Origin of the sequence: Streptomyces sp. G45, assembly GCF_049542095.1 — a bacterium.
GTDB lineage: Bacteria > Actinomycetota > Actinomycetes > Streptomycetales > Streptomycetaceae > Streptomyces.
Genome location: NZ_JBMUZU010000002.1, coordinates 213,561 through 232,958, shown reverse-complemented (window position 1 = coordinate 232,958; position 19,398 = coordinate 213,561). Strand labels below are relative to the sequence as shown.

Below are 19,398 nucleotides of genomic sequence, written 5' to 3'. Positions count from 1 at the left end.
TCCAGCGGCCCGGCGATCCGGCGTTCCGGCGTTCCACCAATCCATGACAGCGATCCATGACAGCGACTGAAGCGACGCAAGGTTTGGGTACATGACAGCGCTCGCCCGTGTGTGTGACGCGCCCGCGCGTGACGCCGCGCCCGGCCTGGTGCCCGACACCCTCTCCGACCGTGGCAACGCCAAGCTGTTCGTCCAGCGGTACGCCGACACCTACCGGCACGTGCCGGGCCTCGGCTGGTACCGGTGGGACCACCACCGCTGGCGGGCCGACGAGGACGACACCGTGCTGTGGGCGGCGGGCGACCTGGCGGAGAGCATCCCCGCCGACGACCCGAGCGGCGTCCACTCCGGCACCGCCCTCCAGCAGCACCGCCGCAGGGCGCTGTCCACCACCGGCATGAACGCGATGCTGGCCCAGGCCAAGTCCGCCCCGGGGATGGTGCTGAGCGCCGCCGTCCTGGACGCCGACCCGTACGCGCTGTGCACCCCGGCGGGAATCGTCGACCTGCGCACCGGTGGCGTCCGCGCGCCGGACCCGGCGACGGACTTCCACTCCCGCTCCACGTCGGTGGCGCCACGGCGTACGCCCACGCCCCGCTGGGACCGGTTCCTCACCGACACCTTCGGAGACGACGCCGAAGGCAAGGAGACCATCGCCTACCTCCAACTCCTCCTCGGCTACTCCGTCACCGGGGACGTCGGCGGGCAGGTGCTGCCGTTCCTCTTCGGCTCCGGAAGGAACGGCAAGTCCGTCCTCCTGGACGTGCTGATCAAACTGCTCGGTGACTACGCGGATGCCGCCCCGCCCGGTTTCCTGATGGCGCGTCCCTACGAAGGGCACCCCACCGACCTCGCCGAACTCCACGGCCGCCGCGTCATCGTGTGCTCGGAGATCAAGCCCGGTGACCGCTTCGACGAGGCGCGGGTGAAGCTGCTCACCGGCGGTGACCGGATCAAGGCGCGGCGGATGCGGCAGGACTTCTTCAGCTTCCAGCCCACCCACAAGCTGTGGCTGCTCGGCAACCACCGCCCCGAAGTGGGCACCGGGGGCTTCGCGTTCTGGCGCCGCATGCGCCTGATCCCCTTCGAACGCGTCGTCCCCGACGAGCGGCGGACCGACAACCTCGCCGACCTCCTGGTGACCGAGGAGGGCCCCGGCATCCTCACCTGGCTGATCGACGGCGCCCGCCGCTACCTGGGCGGCGAGAAGGACCTCACCGGCACCGAGCGCGTCCGCATCGCCACCACCGCCTACGCCGAGACCGAGGACCACATCGGACGCTTCCTCACGGAGGCCTGCGTCGTGCGGGCCGACGCGAGGGTGGAACAGACCCGCCTGCACAGCGCGTACCGGGCGTGGAGCCGCAGCGAGGGGGTGCCTCCGGTCTCCTCGCGGGCCTTCGCCGCCCGCGTGCGCGAGACGATCGGCATCGCGTCCCCCAAGGACATGATCCTGTCCAGCCAGCGCAAGCACTACCCCGGCATCGGACTGCTCGTCGACGAGGAGACAGCATGAGTGCCCTGATCGCGAAGGAAGAGATCGCCCACGAGTCCGAGATCGTCTGGTTGGAGGACATCGAGCGGCTCGACTACGTCCGCCAGAGCCTGGACCGGCTGCCCACCCGACGCGGCAAACCGGCCTACCACCGCGACGGCCGCATGGTCGGCTACGCGCGCCTCGCACCCGACGCGAAGCCGTCCCGCCCCTCGGGCACATTCCGCCGCCGCGTGTTCTGGCTCCTCCCCCACGACCGCGACTCGGTCCCCACCGGTCTGTACGCCAAGGGTGCCCCCGCCGAAGCGGTCGACCCCAGCACCCTCGCCCCCCGCTGCAAGGGCCGCCGAACGGAACGCTCGGAGGGGGACCACCGGGTGAGCCAGGAGACGGCGGGTGCGGGGCACCGGGGGCGGTAACTCGCCCCTGGGGGACGGCCTTTGCTCCCGGGGGCGCCTCCGCCTCCGGGCCCCCCGCTCCGGCGCCCTCTCCGGGGATGACCCTCCCCCGGGGGACGCCCCCCGGGGGACGCCCCCCGGGACGCCCCCCAGGGATGCCTGTCCCGGGGATGCCTCTCGTTGAGAACGTCTCTCCCTGGGAACGCCTCTCCCGGGAACGCCACTCCTCCGGAGGGAGGCCCCTCCCCCGGGAGGCGGCCCCCCTCCTAGGAGCGCCTGCGCCTCGCCCACGCCAGGCCCGCCCCGATCCCGGTGAACACCAGCCCGATCCCTCCGAGGATCAGCGGCCCCAGCCACAGCGAGAGGAAGCCCTTGATCCGCGCGTCCTCGGGCGAGTCCGCGCGGTACAGCACCTCGACCCGCTCCCCCACCTCGTACGCCGCCGGGTTGGAGCCCGTGGAGTCCCTGAACCTCGTCGGAGTGCCGTCCTCGGTCCTGAACTCGACCACCGGGTACGCCGTCGGCTCGTCGTCCCCGCGCGTCCTGCGCGACGTGCCGCCGTCGCTGTCGCCGCCGCTCGACCGCCACTCCAGGGCCACCACGGTGCCCTGGGCGCGCTCCGCGTCCACCAGGAACGAGACCGAGATCCCCGCGAGGACCAGCCCGACGACCAACGACACCGCGCCGACCGCGAGCATCCCGAACATGAGCCACCGGCGGGCCTTCTCCCCGCCCACCCGCGTCTGAATCTCCATGACATCCCCCGTTGACGTGTCCCTGGCGCGCCCAGTCTGGCCAACGCTCGTGCCCGCTGGCCAACCGGGCGCTCCGGTGCGCCGTGAAAGCCCCGTCGGGGCGCGGAGCCGCCAGGGCGTCGCTAGGGGCGGCTGAGCCGAAGCACGACAGGTGTCACGCGGGCGGGCTTGTGGCGGGACTCCGGGCCGCCGGAACCGGGGCTCTGAACGGCGGGTTCGTGGCGCGGCCGAAGCGGTGGAGGGCCGAGCTGGCTTACGGCGTCTGCCCCCATCGGCATCGTGCCCGTCAGACAGCAGCGGTATGGCTGCCTGTGTCCGTGAGGGCGGGGGCGTGCGAGGGGAGGGGATCAGTGGGCCGTGTCAGTTGGCTGAAGGGGTGAGGCTGGTGCGGTCGAACGGGCCACCGTGCGCGGCGGCGTACGTGATGGCGTCATTGACGGCATCGAGGCCGAACGACCGGACCCGTTCGGGGGCGAGATCCAATGTGCCCGAGGCGAGGAGCCGGATGATGCCGACATTGGCTGTGCGCGGGTACATCCACTGCCCGCGCACGGTGACCGAGTTGCGCATGATCCATGGGTACGGGAGCGCGAGGTCGTCGCCACCGAGCATGCCGACGCCGCCCATGAGGACGACGCGGCCGTACTCGCGCACGGTCATGGCCGCCGCACGCGAGGCCGAGCTGGGGGCGCTCGGCGGGAGCAGGTCGATCACCATGTCGATCGGGCCACCGGCCGCCGCGGACATCGCCGCGCGGTCGGTGGCCTCGTCCCCGGTCAGCGGGACCGGGCGCAGACGCGGGCCGAACCGGTCGGCGAGGAGGTCGAGCGCGGCCTCGTTGCGGCCGGGGGCGACCACGCGGCCCGCGCCCATCGCGAGCGCGACCGCGACCGCGCTGCTGCCCAGGTTGCCGGTGGCCCCGCTGACGAGCAGCGTCTCCCCGGCCGCGAGCCTGCCTGCCAGGAGCCCGCCGTAGGAGATGGTGTGCACGGTGAGCGCGGCCCAACGGGCCGGATCCTCCCCGGCCGCGGCGGGCAGCGGGTAGACGTTCTCGGTGGGGACCCGCATGAGCTCGGCGAACGCGCCGTCGCGCAGGTACTCGGCGAGCCGCGCGCCGCCCTCGCCGCGCGAACTCCAGCCCTGGAGCGTGATGTCGGGCGTCAGGGCGTCGTCCCGCGAGCGCACCGTCGAGTCGCACCACACCAGGTCGCCGACGTGCAGCCGGGTGGCGTCCGGGCCGACGTGGAGGATCCGCCCCACCGCGCCGACACCGGGTACGACAGGGGGACGAGGGGGTAGTTCCGTGCGCCGCTGAAGACCTCAGCCGCGTAGGGCGCCACGTTGGCGGCGAGGACCTCGACCACCACCTCACCGCCCCCGGCCTCGGGGTCCGGTACCTCCCGCACCGCGAGTGGGGCGCCGAACCGCGTCAGAACTGCTGCTCGCACGTGATGACCTCCGTGTTGTCCGTGCTCTTGAGATCGACACTAGGAGCGGGACGGAAATGCGGGAAGCGAGGATCCGTCATCTGTGGTATGCGTATCGCGCATGGACATCTCGAGCACGGGACTGCGGGTCCTGCGGCAGATCGCCGAGTCCGGCAGCTTCACCGCGGCGGCTGCCCGGCTCGGATACACGCAGTCGGCCGTCTCCCGCCAGGCCGCCGCCCTCGAACGCAGCGTCGGCACCGCCCTGTTCGAACGCCGCCCGGACGGTGTACGGCTCACTCCCGGCGGCTTGACCCTGCTGCGGCACGCCCACACGGTCCTCGCCTCGCTCGCGGCGGCCGAGCGTGAGCTCACCGGGAGCGCCCCACGGACCGAACCTGTACGGCTCGGGGCGGTTCTGAGCGCGGGTTCGGCGATCCTGCCCGCCGCACTCGTACACCTCGCGGCGGCCGACCCGCAGATCACGGTCACCACCCGCGAGGGCACCACACCCACCCTGATCCGGGCGCTGCGCGCGGGCTCGCTCGACCTCGCCGTGCTGACATCCCGCCCACCTCACCGTCCCTTCGACGGCGACTCGCCGCGTCTGCACCTCGAGGCCGTCGCGGACACCGAACTGGTCGTGGCGGTGCCTTCGACCGGAGAGTTCGCCGGGCGCACCACGGTGCACGTCGACGAGCTGGTCGATGCCGCGTGGATCGCCACCCCGTCATCAGGTGGCGAGCCGCTGCTCGGCGTCTGGCCCGGCCTGCCCGGACGGCCGCGCATCGTCCACTCGGCGCGCGATTGGCTGACCAAACTCCAGCTGGTCGCAGGCGGCTTCGGCGTGACCACAGTGCCCTCCCCCTCTCGCCGGTCCTGCCGCCGGGGGTAAGCCTGCTGCGCGTCGACGGCGCACCCCCCGAGATCCGTCGCGTACTCGTGGCGCGCCTCGGCGGCCACCCCACTCCGGCGATCACGGCCGTCACCCGAGCGATCACCGCGACCGTCTGAACCGCCGCCACGGCCGCCGCTATCGTGCGTCGGCTCAGCGGCGGCGCGCTCAACGCGTCGTCGACGCGCCCCTCAGAGCCCGAACTCCAGGTGCTCCAGGTCGGTGAACTCCACCAGGAGGCCCTGGGCGCGGCGGCCGTGGTCCTTGAAGTAGATCTCCTGTAGGCCCTCTGCGGTGATGTCGCGCAGGCGCTGCTCGCTGGCGCCCTGTTCCTGCGCTTCGAAGAGGCGGGCCGCGTACTGGGGCGGCAGTGCGACGGTGAGGTGGCGCAGGCGGGCGTCGTCGGTGCTTCCGGGGGCGGCGGTGTAGCCGAAGCGGGCGCGGGTGTCGACGACGAGGCCGCCGGTGTCGGCGGCGGCCTTGCGCGCGCGGGCCCGCACCTGCGGCTGCCACCTCCGGGTGACCTCCCGCTCGATGCGGTCCGCCAGGTCCCTGCGGGGCCGCTTGATCTGGTCGCGGACGTACCGCTCGACGGTGCGCTGCGAGACGCCGAGCAGCTGGGCGACGCGCTTGGTGCTGCCCTGGTGCTGCCGGACCAGGTACCGCACGCGCGCACCGGCCGACTTGGGGACGGGGCGGGTGAACGCCGCCCGCACCGCCTTGTCGAGGCCGTCTCCGACGATGCCCATGGGCCTGCCCTACTCCCCGTCGTCGGCGGCGGTGACCTCGCCGGACTTGATGTAGCGGGCCAGGTTGAGGCCCTGGCCGTGCTCCTCGCGGACGCCCTCGGCCCAGAGCGTGGTCTGGGTGCCTTCGTGCTTGACCATGCCGGGGCTCACGCCGAGCCGGAACCCGCCGGGCAGCGGCTTGCCGTCGCGGTAGGGCAGTACGTCCAGGGGGCTGGGCCCGTCGGCGGCGTACACGGCGCAGTCCGAGAGGATCGCCACCGGGTAGCGGCCCGTCGCCTGGGCGAGCTTGAGCATCTTGCGGTGCATGTTGACCCGGCACTTGGAGATGACGGCGGCGCGGATGTCGGGGCGCCACGTGGGCCGGTTGAGGGCGGGCCAGGGCTGCCCGGGGCGCCAGCCGCCGCCTCGGGGGCGCTCGCGGAGCTTGCCGATGCCGCCCTTGACGGTCGCCTTCACGGCGGCCAGGACGATCGCCATGTGCGGGTCGCGCTCCTTGTGGCCGTCCATCGCCGCGAGGAAGCCCTCGGGCGTCAGGTCGGCGGTCACGCCCAGGTCGGCCATGGTGGCGACGTACGCGTCCCGCAGCCGGTTGTACCAGGCGTCCAGGTAGCGCCCGCTGTCGGGCCGCACCCAGGCCTCCAACGGGGCGACGCCGTAGCCGAGTTCCACCGCGTACGCCACCGTGGGCGTCGCGTACCAGGCCGGTCCCTCAGGCCGGTCGCCCTTGGGAGTGAACGGTGACGGCAGGCGCGGATCCAGCTCCACGTGGGAGAGGTCCACGAGCCAGCTGCCGGGCAGCTTCGGGTCGAACTGCGGGTTCACCACGTGGGTGGGGGCGCCGAGGCCGACGACCGTACCGTTGGCGGCCGCTCCGAAGGCGAGGTTCACGTCGATGCCCACAACGTAGGGCTTGAGGCACTCCTCGTCGGTGAGGGGCCGCGACCAGTCGTACGCCTCCTCGAACAGCATCTCCGCCGGGCCCCGCTGGTGGAAGCGCGGCAGGTCGGCGAGGAGCGGATGCCCGTCGGGGGCCTCACAGGGGGCACAGGAGACGGGTTCGGTGCCCAGGGAGCCGGGGTTGTGCTCGCTGTGCCGCCTGCCGGTCTCGTCGGGGGCGCTCGCCCGCGTCGGCGGGTGCAGGGCGGTCATCAGCTCGAGTCCGGTGACGGCGGTGGAGCCGCGCGGCGTCATCACGCGCGTCGCGTACGTGCCCAGGAGCCGGACCAGCTCCGGGGGCGGCAGCTGCGCCGCGCCGCCCCAGTGCCGGGCGTCCAGCGCGTCCCACGACGGCACGCACAGCTGGACGCACTGGCGGCGGCCGCCCTGCGCGGGACGGTAGATCCGCGCCCACGGCCCGAACCCGCGCTGCGTCAGCTTCCACTCGGCCCGCGCCAACTGCTTGACGACCGGGTGCCCTTCGGGCAGCCGCCCGGCGAGCCGCTCCTCCTGGGAGAGCCGTACGGGAAGCCCGTACCGCTCGCACGCGGACGCGGTGAGCACGACCAGCGGGTCGGCGTCCTGCCCCGCCCCGTTCAACCGTGGCGCCCCGAGCCGCGCCTCCCGCAGCGTCCAGTCGACCAGCGCCGCGAGCGACTTGGCGGGCACGTCGAGGATCAGCCCGCCCAGGCAGTACGCCGACACGTGGCCGTCGGCGTCGGCGTCGAGGACGGCGAGGGGGCCGTTGGCGAAGCGGGGGTCGGGGGCGGAAGCGGCAGCGGGCCCGGCGGCCTTGGCGGAGGGCTTGCGGGCGCTGGGGCGTCGCGTGGCCCCTGCGGGGCGGGAGGCCCGTACGGAGGCCGCGGTGGCGTCGGGCGCCGACGCGGTGGACGGGGCTGCGGTCGCCGCAGGGGCGGAGGTGGCGGCCTCGGCGGCAGCGCCGGTCTCGGGGGCCTTGGCGGGGTGGCCAGCCGGGGGGTGGGGCGCGGGGGCAACGGGCGCCGGGGCCTCGGCGGGCGCGGGGGGCGCGACGACTTCGGTGGAGTGGCCAGCGGCTTCGGTGGTCTCCGGCGCAGCGGGGAAGCGTGCCGCCAGGCCTTCCAGGAGGCGGGCGTAGGCGGCGCGCTTGGGCGGGCGGGGCTCGGTGCGTCCGCTCTCCCAGTTGCCGACCGCTTCGCGGCGTGTGTCGAGCGCCGTGGCGATCTGCGCCTGGCTGAGCCCGGCGGCTTCGCGCAGCCGCCTGCGTTCGGCCGGGGACGGCAGGTCGTCCTGCGCCACCTGCTCCAACAGCGCGTCGACCGCGCCGAACAACTCATTCTCCGTGGCCACCGCGCACACCTCCAGCGAGCACTCTAACCACACCACTCACTGGACCACGCGCCGGATCACTCACTAATCGCACACACGGACCAGCCGTCAACCGGTTGGGGCACTGTGACCGCGCCAGGAGGCGGTGCAGTGCGACTCAAGGAAGGAGGGCTCCCCCAAGCCCTCCGCAACCCTCCGCCGACTCCCCAATTGGGGAGTTGCTTTAGCAGCAAAAGTAGCTAGTTGCCCGAATTGGTGGCTTGGTCTGGATTAAGGGCTTGTTATCGCCAGCGGTCACAGCGGCAGGGTTATGCCGAGCTCCTGCATGGCCGTCGACGGCGGCCCGCCCTCGGAGCGTTCCGTCTTGTACCCCTTGACGCGCGGGTCGAGGGTGCGCGGGTCGACGGCTTCGGCGGGGGCGCCCTTGGTGTACAGGCCGTCGGGCTTGGAGTCCCGGTCGTGGGGCAGCAGCCAGAACACGCGGCGGCGGAACGTGCCCGAGGAGCGCGACGCCTTGGCCGCCGGGCCGAGGCAGGCGTAGCCGACCATGCGGCCGTCGCGGTGGTAGGCCGGTTTGCCGCGTCGGGTGGGCAGCCGGTCCAGGCTCTGGCGGACGTAGTCGAGCCGCTCGATGTCCTCCAGCCAGACGAGCTCGGTCTCCTGGCTGATCTCGTCCTCGGTGATCAGGGAGCTCATGGGGTGGCTTCCCTTTCCTCGTCGGTGAGCAGTCCGATGCCCGGGTAGTGCTTGCGCTGGTTGGACAGGATCATCTCCTTGGGGGAGGCGAGGCCAACCAGTTCGCGGGTACGGGCCGCGAAGGCACGCGACGACATGGCGGGCGCCCCTTCATTCTGGCACCACGTCCGATACACGGCGTAGAGGGCGGTCTGCTCGGCTCTGAGGTCTGGGCCGAGTTTGCAGCACTCTTCGTAGAACCGTCCGGTGTGGTCTTCGGTCTCGGCGTAGGCGTTGGTGGCGATGCGAACGCGCTCGGGGCCGGTCAGGTCGCGGGCACCGGCCAGGTAGCGGCGGGCGCCGTCGATCAGCCAGCCGAGGATGCCGGGTCCCTCCTCGGTGACGAGGATGTCGGCGAGGTTGTCGATCTTGCGGTCGTCGGGGACGACGCGTTCGAACGGGATCAGGCGCATGCGGCGCCAGAACGCGAACCCGCCGGTGCCGACCTCCGGGCGGTGGTTGCCCAGCAGCCACAGCTTGTGCGTGGGCTGGAAGCTGAAGAAGTCCTGCCGCATCCGCCGCGCCTTGATCCGGTCACCACCCGTCAGCAGCTTCACCCGCGCCTCGTCGAACTTGTCCCCCGGCTTGACCTCGGAACAGACGATGACGCGGCGGCCGTGGAGTTCGGCGAGGTCGGTGGGGTGCCCTTCGTAGGGACGCGCCATCAGGAAGCCCGGCGGCGCGGCATCCGCGTAGTCACCGAGGAGCTTCATCAGCACGTCCAGGAGGACGGACTTGCCGTTCTTACCGGAGCCGAACAGGAATGGCAGCACCTGCCCGCCAACATCACCGGTGACGGAGTAGCCCAGCAGCAACTGGAGGAAGAAGATCATCTCCCGGCCTTCGGCGTCGGCGCCGAAGGTGTCGGTGAGGAACCGGTCCCAGCGGGGCGTGGGCATCTGCTGGGGCCCGACGGTGGTGGAGCGGGAGTGGAAGTCCTTGTTCGGGTCGGGGGTCTTCACCAGGCCGGTGCGCAGGTCGACGATGCCGTCGGGCGTGCACAGGGCGTAGGCGTCGGCGTCGAGGAGAGCGGCGTTCAGGACCATGCCGGGCGCGGACTTGGCCTGGGCGAGCATGGCGTTGATGCCGGTGGTGGACAGGGCTCGGCGGCGGTGCTGCTGGAGGGCCTGGGTGGGGAACATCGCACGGGGGTCGTGGGTGGCGATGTTCTCGGCGAGGTCACCGGCGGCCCACAGGACGGTGTCGTCCTCGTCGATCTGCCAGCGCGTGGTGTCCCAGCGGTACCAGCCGATCCCGGGCACGTGCCGGTAGTCGTTGGCGTACAGCTTGACGAACAGCTTGGCGTTGCCACGGTCGGAGAGGGTGTCGGGCAGCAGGCCGTCCGCCGTGGCTTCGCCGACCGATGCTCGCGTCGCGTCGGTCTGCGCAGGCAAGGATCCTCCACCCTGGTCACGGATCTGGGCGGCGACGGCTTCGGGGTCGAAGTCGAAGAGGGTCTCGTTACCGGGCGAGGTCACAGGCACCCCCTTGGGTGTGCAGGGGGCGTTCTTGGGCGTGCAGGGGACGCTTGAGGCCCGCGGTCAGGCCGCTGCGGATGATCTGCTCGGCGCGGCGCTCCTGCCCGGGGCGGGCGGCGGTCGCCGCGTCCTTCAGGGCCTGCTCGGCCTCCTCCTGGGGCAGCCGTCCGGCGGCGACCAGGCCGCCGATCGTGTACGCGGCCCGGTTCAAGGCGTCGGAGAAACCGGCTCCTTCGGAGACCCGGCCGCACTCGACGACCGGCGCGAGGACCGCCTCCAGGGTGCCGCGCACGCGGCCGCGGCCGCCGCCCGCCGCGAGGACCGCCTGCTGGGCACGGGGCGGAACCGGGCGTGGCGCTGGGATGTTGGGCGCGGGCAGGTGTCCGGTGCGTTCGAGCTCCTGAGCCAGCCAGGCGGGCAGCACGGCCGGTTCGCGGACATCGTCGACGGGCGTGTAGGTGCCGTCGCTGGTGGTGGTGCCCGGGGCGACGATGTAGCCGCCGTGGGCACGTACGTCGACCTGCCAGGCGAGCGCGCGGCCCTGGGTGGAGCCGGTGGAGCACTGCCAGCGGCGGTTGTCCCCCGCCCGGTACCAGACGTGCAGCCCGCCGGACGGCGTGCGGACGCGCAGCGTCGAGCCGTCGTCCGCGGGGCTCGGCCGACCCCGGAGCGCGGCCAGGACGGCCAGCGTGTGGAACCCGGTGGCCAGGCCGGTGAGGTCGACGTGGTCGGCGATGGGGATGCCCGGCAGGATCCGGTCGCGGCTGGGCGGCTCGGCGTGGTGCGCGTCGATGTCGATGACGACCAGGCGGGCCGGGCCGCACGCCACGCCGACGCCGAACTCGGGGTGCCTGCCCCACCATTGTTCGATCCGGCGCTGATCGAGCGTGGCGGCGTGGAAGCCGTGGCACCAGCGGCCTGCCGGGAGGCAGGGGCAGTGGGCGGGCGCGTGCTGTGCTCCCCGGCACTCCGCGCAGTTCGCGGCTGGGGTCTTGCGCCCGGCGGCGAGGGGATGCACGGGCCAGCCCCGGCGGGCGAACCAGCTGGCCGAGGCCAGCGAACGGCTGGCGGCTGACGTCTCACCGGCGGGCTGCCGTGAGTCGCTGCGAGAAAACCGCAGCTCAGCAGGCATCCACATCCCCTATCAGCGACCGAAGCGACTCAACGACGGACACAGCGTAGCGAACGTGGCCGGTGAGGGCGTGTAGCACATGCGCAGAAGCCCGGCGGGGTGTCGACGACGCGGCCATCCGGCCGAAGCCACCCGGACCCCGGGGCCGGTCCGGGGCACAGCGACTGAAGACCCCCCGGCAACAGCGACTCAACGCCCTTCAGTCGCTGCTCTGAGTCCCGAGATAAAACCGCAGGTCAGATGGGGTTCAAAAACCAAAACAGCGACTGAAGCGACTGAAGGCTTCTATATATGACGCACACGCGCACGCAGGAATGTCTTCATATATGGCAACCTTGAGTCGCTTCAGTCGCTGTGTCCCCTGCACCATGCCTCTGACCTGCGCTTTTATCCAGCGACTGAACAGCGACCGAAGCCGTCTTCAGTCGCTGAGCTTCAGTCGCTGCCCGGAAAAGGCCCTCAGAACCGCAGCGACTGAACAGCGACTGGAGCGACCGGAGCGACTGAAGCCGCGACCCCTCCCTCATCGGACGCCCCCTCGCTGGCTGTGCTTGGTGCTGTGCTGTGTCCGTCGTTGAGTCGCTTCGGTCGCTTGAGTAGCTGCCCTGACTCGTCGGCCTCCTCAGGCCGCCCCCCCTGCTCGGGCCGCTCGGCCTCGTTGCCTCGCCGCCCCTCCGCGTACCGCTCGCAGGCTTCTCGTGCGCGGCACACCACCGGTCCCGGACCTTCCCCACCGTCAAAAAGCCCTCTGGGCGCTTCTGAGAGCCTGGGAGGCGCCCCCACGAGGAAAGGGCCAGGAAGCACCTCTCAGGCCGTCAGGCGCCCCTGTAGCCCCTCTGTGACCCCTCGCCGCAGCTCTTTCCCACCTCGCACCGCTCCTGAGTCGCTGAGACCCACCCGCTCAACACCCCTCCCCCATCAGGCTCTTGGCGTGAACAGAGCGAACGCGGTGAGCATGCCGAACATACGTCAGGCAGTCGCACATATCTACGCCACGTCATGTCTCCTACCCACCGAACCCCAAGGTCACCGCCCTCGCGGGCGTCACAACCGGCGCGGTGAGGGGCGAACTGAGGGTGTGCCAGGATTCGTGCTGTGCCTGATCCGGGCGCCGTGTGTTTGAGGAGGCCCTTCCGGTGCTGAGCGATGCGATGGACTTCATCGAACCGCCCGAGCGGTCCGTCATGATCGGGACGGGCAAGGGCGGGGTCGGCAAGAGCACCATCGCCGCGCACAAGGCGGCCTGGCACGCGGCCCGGGGCGAACGGACGCTGCTGGTCTGCGTCACCAGCCAGGACGACGACGACCTCGGCATCGAGCGCTTCAACCGGGGCATCCACCCCGAAGGCCCCTCCGTGCTGAACGGCCAGGGCCTGTACCGCTCGGTCCACGACCGCGTCCCGCTGCTGCCCGTTCGGGAGGTACGCCCCAACCTGGATGTCGTCCCTGGGGGCGAAGCCGTCGGAGAACTCTTGACGCTGCTCACCGCGCGGATGGCCGTCGAAGGCGTCCAGGTCGTGCAGTCCCTCGCCCGCGCCCTGGCCCCCATAGCCCGCTGGTACGACCAGATCGTGTTCGACAGCGCCCCCGAACAGGACAGCCTGGAACAGCTCACCCTGGCCGCCACCCGCTGGCTGTTCGTCCCCACCCGCTCCGACGACACCTCGATCCGCGGAATGCGCCGCATAGCCCGCAACTTCAAGCTGGTACGCCGCCAGCTCAACCCGGCGCTCTCCGTAGCGGGCGCCTGCCTGTACGGCTCTAACCCGAACGCGAGGCAACTGCACGAAGAGGTACGCGGTGACGTCTTCGGAGTGCTCGGCCAGCACACCCCGATGCTCCACACCGTCGTCGGCTACCGCGAGATGCCAGCGGTCAACGCCCGCAAGAAGGGCCTGACCTTCGGGGAGTACGCCGCGCTGCTCCCCACCAGCGCCAAGAGCTACGACGTCGCCGCGGGCCGAGCCACGCGGGCCGACGTCGTACCGGAGTCCATCGCGCCGCTCGCCGCCGAGATGGACCGCCTCAACGCCGAAATCGACGCTCACTGCAGGAAGGCCTCCCTCTCATGACCGGCGCGTTCGACGACGACCAGCCCGCGGGCGCCCTCACCGGGGCGAAGGGCCTGCTGGGCGCCGGAGTGCCCGCGCTCTTCCAGGAAGCCACCGTCGTCGTCAAGGCACCCGTCGGCACCACTCTCGACTCGATTCCCCCGCCCCGCCCGCCTGCGGGCGACGGCGCACTCACCCCGGAAGAGGAGTCGGCCCTCGAAGCCTGCAAGGCGGGTCTGAACAACCTCCACGAGGCCTTCTGGATCGCCGGAAAGAGCCTGGAGACGATGCAGGTCGGCAACCTGCACCGCAACGAGGGCTTCCCCAGCTTCGCCGAGTACGTGTGGCACAACTGGGAGATCTCCGAGTCCCAGGTGTACCGCCTCATGGACGAGTGGCGCATCGGCGAGGCCCTCTCCCAGCTCGGCCACCGGCCGCGCGAGTCCCAGGTGCGCAAGCTGGCGGCCGTCAAGCGAGCCGCCGGTGACGAGGCGGCCGTCATCGTCTACGACACGGTGGCGCGTGCCGAGAAGCGCGTCACGGCCAAGCTCCTGCACGACGTCACACGGCAGCTCCCCCCGCTGAGCCCGGAGACGAGCCCGTTCGACATCCAGACCATGGTGCGCGAGGCGCTGTCGCCCACACGGGAGTCGGAGCGGGGCGCAGCGGGCTCCTCCCCCACCGGGCCGGGCAGCGGAAGCGACGAAACCGGCTTCGCGAATCGGACTAATGGCAATCTTTACGGCCATAGCGACTCCCCAATTGGGGAGTCGGGATGTGGGGAGCCGGGAGAGCAGCGGGCCCTGCTCGCTGGTGATCCCGCCGACTACGACGACGAGCAGTCGCCGGATGTGCGACGACTGCTGGAGGTGCGGACGCTGCTGTGGGAGGCCAGCCGTTCCCTCACCAGGGTCACGGTGCGGCAGGCCCTGAGGGATGCTCCGGACAAGGCACGCGCACTGGTGGATGAGATCGACGAGGTCCTAGGCGGTATCGGCGAGACCATGTCGGAGTACCGGGGCGGCTAGCCGGGGAACGGGTTCGCGCGGAGTGCGTTGGGGAGGGCGGTGCCACTGCTGGCATCGCCCTCCCCCGTTGTTGTTCCTCGCTTGCCTCACCGGGTCGGGCGCCGGGTGGGAGACAGCGGCGGCAGGAACTCGTCGAGGACGGCGTCCAGGAAGTCGGAGCGGTTGTCGAAGCCGTGGGTGTGGGCGTAGCTGTCGTACACCGCGAGCTCCTGAGGCGACGGGCGGAAGCTCTGCTGGACCCCGTGCTTGACTCCGCCCCGGTCCACGCGCCGGGCCGGGACCTCGCCGAACAGGCCGCTGGGATCGTCGTCGGCCTCACTGACGGGGTGCTGCCGATGGCGGACCGCCTCCCTGAGCCGCGCCCACAGCTCGTGCTTGTGCGCGTGCAGGAAGGCCCGCTTCACCACGACGGCGTTGGTGGGCTCGGAACCCGTCTCGGCGTTCACGGTGGCCTGGTAGCGCCTGAACCGCTCGCGCACCGTGCGGCGCACCATGATCGTGCACTGGGTGGGGTCGTTGCCCACCTCGGTGACGTAGGTCGTGGGGACGTCGACCGGGCGCGGTGCCGGTGCCGAGGGCGGTGTCGGGGCTGGAACTGGTGGGGGTGCGGCTCGGGCTTCGGTCTGCGGTGGAGCGGTGAGGGTCGAGGGTTCCGGCGCGGGAGGAGGTACGGGGGAGGTGGGCCGGGGGGCCTCCCCTCCCCCGGTGGCGGTCGTCTTCGGAGCGGGGGACTCGGGGGCGGCCGGGCGGGGGGCGCGGGGGGCGAAGGCGGCCAGGGCGGTGCCGCTGTCGAGGCCGAACGCGTCGAGGGCGTCGTCCTTGGGCAGCCCGCCCCCTACCTCGCGGCCACCGTTCTTGGCCGCCTTGGACGCGGTGCTCCTGGCTTTGGCGGGCGGCTTGGCGGAGGACTTGGACGGGGCTTTGGCGGGGGTCTTGGCGGGCGTCTTCGGGGTCGTGGTGCGCTTGGTCATGCTGCCTCCTCCGGGCGCGTGTCGGCGTGGTCAAGTTCTGCCTTGGCCTGGAGGACCTCCAGGGCGAGGGAGCGGTAGTCCCCTGCCAGGGCGTGCAGGGAGCGCCGGAGTGCCGGGTCGAGGTCCGGGTCGGCGGCCAGCTCCTGTGGCACCTTGCCGTGGGTGCGGCAGGCGACGGCGGCCGCCTCGACGTGCCGGATGGTCTGCTCCATGACCCCGGCCACCCCGTTGAGGTCCTCGGTCAGCTGGCTCTTGATCTTCTGTTGGACGCGGGTGGCCGATGACGCCGTCGCGAAGACCACCACGCCCAGGAGGCGCAGCAGCGGGTTCAGGGGCCTGGCCTGTCCGAAGCGGCGGGCGACGGTGCGCAGCCCCTTGCGGGACGAGGGGTCGGAGCGCGTGGGGACCAGGACCATGTCCCCGGCTACGAGCGCCTGCAACTGAAGGGGCTCCGACCCGGGAGCGACGTCCAGGAGGATCACGTCGTACAGGTGCCGTACGGCGTCGATGGCGGCGGTGTACATGCCCATCCAGGCGAGCTGGTCCTCCGCGTCGTCACTGAGCGCGGCGGCGCGCCGCTGGCAGTACAGCTCCTCCACGACGTCCTGGAGTTCGGTGCCGCCGGGAATGACGAACAGGTTCGGGCGCGCCTCGCCGACCGGGGCGAAGGGCTTGCCCTCGAGGATGGCCGCTGCCTGGGCCTGGCCGTCGTCGGCGAGTTCGCTGCCGGTGGTGCCGAGGTCCTCGTTGTGGTTGCCCTGTTCGTCGATCTCGACGAGCAGGACCTTCAGCCCCGTCTTGGCCAGCGCCACGGCCAGCGCGGCGGACAGGCTGGTCTTGCCGACTCCCCCTTGCCGTTCACGATCACCAGGACCTTGCGGTCGTGGATGCCCTCACTCACCAGTTGCAGCCGACGGCGCAGCGCGCCCTTCGCTGGCTCCAGGTCAACGATGTCGAGCCCCACCGTACGCAGAGGCATGAACATCACATCCCCTCACTTTATGGACATTATGTGATCTTCGACGTTACGGGTGAGGGGGTGCCCGTCCAGCGCGACACAGGGGTCCGTGTTCTCGTCCACCCGGTTGGCGGTGGCCCGGAGCGGGGGTCGTCAGACGTGTCGGCGTACGGCTCCAGGTGCCGGTCCGGGCACGGAGCCTGGCCCGGCTGGTGGTTGGGCGTGTAGTCGGGCTGCTGGCACGGCCGGTCGCGGAGCGCCTAGGACAGCGCCTAGCGCAGCTCATCGCGCGGGCGCTGTGATGCCTTCTCGTGTGCCGTATCGCGTACTAGGCGCTGTCCGAGTGGTCGGGCGTGGCGGGACAGCAGAAGGCCCTGAGGGCACCGGTGCGGGGGTGCCCCCAGGGCCGTGGGGGAGGGGCGGTCAGCTGGAGCGGCCGCGTGTCAGGGGGTGCAGAGGAGAAGCTCCGCGACCTTCCTGCGGAACTCGCGGTCTGTCCCCGCCACCAGGTCCTGGACGAATTCCTCCGGCGTGCCGAGCAGCTGGACGTAGCGGGCGATCGCCTTCTGCCGCTGGGCGGGGAGAGCTTCGCGAAGATGATGTCCATGCTGGCCACGCCGTCGGCCCAGGGCATCTTCACCGGCGGCTTCCGCTCCGGCGACACCACCGACGGGCCCGGCCGCTGGTCCGGCAGGGCCGCCCCCGAGCGCTGGGCCGCCGCCTCGCTGTGGGTCTCGCCGCTCGGCTTTACCGCGGTAAAGCCGTCGGAGCCGCCGACCGGGTCCTGGGCTGGCTCCTGCACCGGGTGGCGGGTCGCACCGTGGACCGCGTCCTGGGCATCGGAGGCGTTTCCGTCGTGGGAGGACGGCTCCGGCTTTACCGCGGTAAAGCTCCCCGGCTCTGTGTGGGCGTGCGGCTGCGGGGGCGCGAGCGGATCCGGCTGGGGCTCGGGCCTCGGGGCGTCGGCCGACGGCGTCGGGTCCTGTGCCGCCGGGGTCTGGCGGGTGCGGGGCGGCCGGGGCTGGGACTTCTCCTCCTCCCGCTCCACCTGCCGGGCCTGCCAGGCCGCCCACTGCTCGTCGGCCGGAAGCTTCACCAGGGACCGGGTCTCGCGGACCGGGAGTTCCCCGGAGCTGACCAGGACCTGGAGTTCGGGCACCAGGTTCAGCAGGTACATCTGCTGGGTGACCCAGCCGGGCGACTTGCCGTAGTACTCGGCGACCTTGGCCTTGCCGCCCAGTTCGTCGGCCATCGTCTTGATGCCGAGTGCCCGCTCGATGGGGTCGAGGTCCTCGCGGTCGTTGTTCTCCGACAGGACCGCGTCGAGGAAGTCGCCCCGGGAGCGCGCCACCTCGTCGTCCACGACGACTTCCAGGGTGGGAAGGCCCGCTGCCCGGCTCGCCCGGTAGCGGCGCTCGCCGCTGGCGATGACGTACTTGGCGTCGCCGACCGCGTCGGCCTCGTCCGGCCACAGCGCGAGGTACGCCGCCCGCGTGACGGCCACCGCGGGCTGGAGCTGCTTCTTGTCCAGGCGCCGCCCGAACTCGCGCAGGTCGTCCTCCGTGCCGAAGTTCCGCCGCGGATTGAAGCGGGTCGGCACGAGCTGGGCCAAAGGCAGGGTCCGCAGGCGGCTGTCCGGGGCGCCCGTCGTCGGGGCGCCGGTCGTCGCGGCGACGGCCTGCCGACGGGCGCTGACGCCCCCACGGGTCCGGGTGAAGGAAGCGCCGGTCCCCAACTGGTCGGCTACGCGGCCGCTCATGAGATCTCCCTTGCCAGTGCGCGCATCGTGGCCGCCTGCTCGCCGCGCGGGGCGAACGACAGCAGCGGCTGCTTCAGACGCACCGCCTTGCGCTGGTCGGTCAGGTCGCCGATGACGGCGACCACCTTCGGATCCTTTATGTCGATCCACGCTTCGAGCGACGAGGTCGCGATGTAGCCGCGGCGCGGGTCGTAGAGGTTGACGACGATGCCGAGGTAGTCGACCTCGACGCCCATGTCGCTGCGCAGGTCCTCGATCTGGGTGATGAGGAGGTCGTACGCGTCGGCGCTGCTGTCCTCGGCCTGCACCACGATGAGCGGACCGGAGCTGCCGGCGGCCTCGTCCTCGCGGCGCCGTCCGTAGTAGATCGCCGCGTCCATGCTCAGGCCGAGGCTCGGCGGGCAGTCGACGATGACCTCGTCGTACAGGGGCTCCAGGGGAGCGAGCGCCCGCTCCAGGGCCGCCTCCCGGAAGCGGACCTTGGAGAGCGCCACGTCGAGCAGGAAGCCGTCCTGGCAGCCGGGCAGCAGGTCCAGGCGGCCGCCGTAGCGGTCGTCGGAGATCGGTACGACGAGGTCGCGGATGTCCCCCTTGGCCTCACCCGTCATGTGCTTGCTGAGGCTGTCCACGCCGGAGTCCATGGGGATCTCGGCGAGGCCGAGCTGCTTGGTCAGGTGGCGCTGCGGGTCGTAGTCGACCAGGAGGGTGCGGCGGCCGAGCCCCGGCAGGTCCTCGACGTCGAGCGGGTCGCTCGGCTCGCCGCCGTTCAACTGCGCCGCCAGGTGGCGGGAGATCCGTACGGGGTGCAGGGCCTCGGACTCCTCGGCGAACGCCTCGCCGAGGCCCGCGGCGACAGCCGTCTTGCCGACGCCGCCCTTCTGGTTGCACACGATGCGTCGCCGCGGGTGCTTCGCGCGCCGCACACTGGGGGCGGGGTTCTTCTCCAGCCACAACTGAACCGACTGGGCGAGTCCCTGAGTGAGGGACACGCGCCGGTCCGTCGCCGTCTGCCGGAACCGGTCCCACTGGCCGTGGGGGAGAAAGGTGGAGAACGAGTCGGCACCCGCGGTGTCGACGGGGCCCGGCGTGGAGGCGAGCGCGATCCACGCTTCGAGGCCCTGCTCGACGGCCGCCTGGATCTCGATGCCGTGCTGAGCCGCTCTGATCTTCAGGTTCTGCCGGAGCCATCCCGGCAGTTTGGACACGACCTTCTCGCGGTCGTTCGAGGTGGCTGGAGAACTCATGGGCGCTACTTTACTAACGTCGTGGCGTGTTGAGGCCCGACGACACGTTAGAAAAGCGACTCTGTCAGGTGTTTGCTCC

Annotated in this window: 15 protein-coding genes and 2 pseudogenes; 5 read left to right on the top strand and 12 right to left on the bottom strand. The window is 71.7% G+C overall.

Going from position 1 to position 19,398, the window contains the following annotated elements; translation table 11 throughout:
• Positions 1–91 precede the first annotated feature (91 nt).
• Both ACOBQU_RS39880 and ACOBQU_RS39875 read left to right on the top strand, forming a co-directional pair.
• A complete protein-coding gene (locus ACOBQU_RS39880) occupies positions 92–1,516 on the top strand; it encodes a DNA primase family protein (RefSeq protein WP_423635406.1) in 1,425 nt (474 codons plus the stop codon).
• Positions 1,513–1,914: a DUF6009 family protein gene (locus tag ACOBQU_RS39875; protein ID WP_423635404.1), complete on the top strand. Its 402-nt coding sequence runs from the start codon at positions 1,513–1,515 to the stop codon at positions 1,912–1,914. The genes ACOBQU_RS39880 and ACOBQU_RS39875 overlap by 4 nt, the downstream gene beginning before the upstream one ends.
• A gap of 245 nt (positions 1,915–2,159) precedes the next feature.
• Here ACOBQU_RS39875 and ACOBQU_RS39870 read toward each other — a convergent pair whose 3' ends face one another.
• Together ACOBQU_RS39870 and ACOBQU_RS39865 are read right to left on the bottom strand one after the other, a co-directional pair.
• A complete protein-coding gene (locus tag ACOBQU_RS39870) occupies positions 2,160–2,648 on the bottom strand; it encodes a DUF3592 domain-containing protein (protein ID WP_423635402.1) in 489 nt (162 codons plus the stop codon).
• 360 nt (positions 2,649–3,008) lie between these two features.
• Positions 3,009–4,096 (bottom strand): annotated as a pseudogene (locus ACOBQU_RS39865) (alcohol dehydrogenase catalytic domain-containing protein).
• 100 nt (positions 4,097–4,196) lie between these two features.
• Between ACOBQU_RS39865 and ACOBQU_RS39860 the strand changes: the two are divergent.
• A pseudogene (locus ACOBQU_RS39860) lies at positions 4,197–5,089 on the top strand (LysR family transcriptional regulator).
• 72 nt (positions 5,090–5,161) lie between these two features.
• Here ACOBQU_RS39860 and tpg read toward each other — a convergent pair.
• The 5 genes from tpg to ACOBQU_RS39835 all read right to left on the bottom strand — a co-directional run bounded on the left by tpg (position 5,162) and on the right by ACOBQU_RS39835 (position 11,308).
• On the bottom strand, positions 5,162–5,719 hold the full coding sequence (gene tpg / locus ACOBQU_RS39855; protein ID WP_423635400.1) for a telomere-protecting terminal protein Tpg: 558 nt from the start codon (positions 5,717–5,719) through the stop codon (positions 5,162–5,164).
• 9 nt (positions 5,720–5,728) lie between these two features.
• On the bottom strand, positions 5,729–7,984 hold the full coding sequence (gene tap / locus ACOBQU_RS39850; RefSeq protein ID WP_423635398.1) for a telomere-associated protein Tap: 2,256 nt from the start codon (positions 7,982–7,984) through the stop codon (positions 5,729–5,731).
• A 273-nt stretch (positions 7,985–8,257) separates the two neighbouring features.
• Positions 8,258–8,659, bottom strand: a complete 402-nt coding sequence (locus tag ACOBQU_RS39845; protein ID WP_423635396.1) for a DUF6009 family protein — start codon at positions 8,657–8,659, stop codon at positions 8,258–8,260.
• Entirely contained in the window at positions 8,656–10,176 is a 1,521-nt protein-coding gene (locus ACOBQU_RS39840; RefSeq protein WP_423635394.1) for a DNA primase family protein, read from the bottom strand. The genes ACOBQU_RS39845 and ACOBQU_RS39840 overlap by 4 nt, the downstream gene beginning before the upstream one ends.
• Positions 10,160–11,308: a bifunctional DNA primase/polymerase gene (locus tag ACOBQU_RS39835; protein WP_423635392.1), complete on the bottom strand. Its 1,149-nt coding sequence runs from the start codon at positions 11,306–11,308 to the stop codon at positions 10,160–10,162. The genes ACOBQU_RS39840 and ACOBQU_RS39835 overlap by 17 nt, the downstream gene beginning before the upstream one ends.
• Before the next feature lie 1,136 nt (positions 11,309–12,444).
• Between ACOBQU_RS39835 and ACOBQU_RS39830 the strand changes: the two genes are divergently transcribed.
• Both ACOBQU_RS39830 and ACOBQU_RS39825 read left to right on the top strand, forming a co-directional pair.
• Positions 12,445–13,380 carry a ParA family protein gene (locus tag ACOBQU_RS39830; protein ID WP_423635390.1) on the top strand — a complete coding sequence of 312 codons (936 nt, stop codon included), beginning with the start codon at positions 12,445–12,447 and terminating at the stop codon, positions 13,378–13,380.
• Complete coding sequence (locus ACOBQU_RS39825; RefSeq protein WP_423635388.1) at positions 13,377–14,387, top strand: hypothetical protein; 1,011 nt, start codon at positions 13,377–13,379, stop codon at positions 14,385–14,387. The genes ACOBQU_RS39830 and ACOBQU_RS39825 overlap by 4 nt, the downstream gene beginning before the upstream one ends.
• Before the next feature lie 86 nt (positions 14,388–14,473).
• Here ACOBQU_RS39825 and ACOBQU_RS39820 read toward each other — a convergent pair whose 3' ends face one another.
• From ACOBQU_RS39820 to ACOBQU_RS39800, 5 genes are all read right to left on the bottom strand, one after another.
• Positions 14,474–15,358 carry a hypothetical protein gene (locus tag ACOBQU_RS39820; protein ID WP_423635386.1) on the bottom strand — a complete coding sequence of 295 codons (885 nt, stop codon included), beginning with the start codon at positions 15,356–15,358 and terminating at the stop codon, positions 14,474–14,476.
• Complete coding sequence (locus ACOBQU_RS39815) at positions 15,355–16,170, bottom strand: ParA family protein (RefSeq protein ID WP_423635385.1); 816 nt, start codon at positions 16,168–16,170, stop codon at positions 15,355–15,357. The genes ACOBQU_RS39820 and ACOBQU_RS39815 overlap by 4 nt, the downstream gene beginning before the upstream one ends.
• On the bottom strand, positions 16,146–16,337 hold the full coding sequence (locus tag ACOBQU_RS39810; RefSeq protein ID WP_423635383.1) for a hypothetical protein: 192 nt from the start codon (positions 16,335–16,337) through the stop codon (positions 16,146–16,148). The genes ACOBQU_RS39815 and ACOBQU_RS39810 overlap by 25 nt, the downstream gene beginning before the upstream one ends.
• Positions 16,338–16,644: 307 nt before the next feature.
• The gene (locus ACOBQU_RS39805; protein ID WP_423635381.1) at positions 16,645–18,075 is read right to left on the bottom strand and encodes a ParB/RepB/Spo0J family partition protein; all 1,431 of its coding nucleotides are present in this window, start codon (positions 18,073–18,075) and stop codon (positions 16,645–16,647) included.
• On the bottom strand, positions 18,072–19,319 hold the full coding sequence (locus ACOBQU_RS39800) for a ParA family protein (protein WP_423635379.1): 1,248 nt from the start codon (positions 19,317–19,319) through the stop codon (positions 18,072–18,074). The genes ACOBQU_RS39805 and ACOBQU_RS39800 overlap by 4 nt, the downstream gene beginning before the upstream one ends.
• Positions 19,320–19,398: the final 79 nt, after the last annotated feature.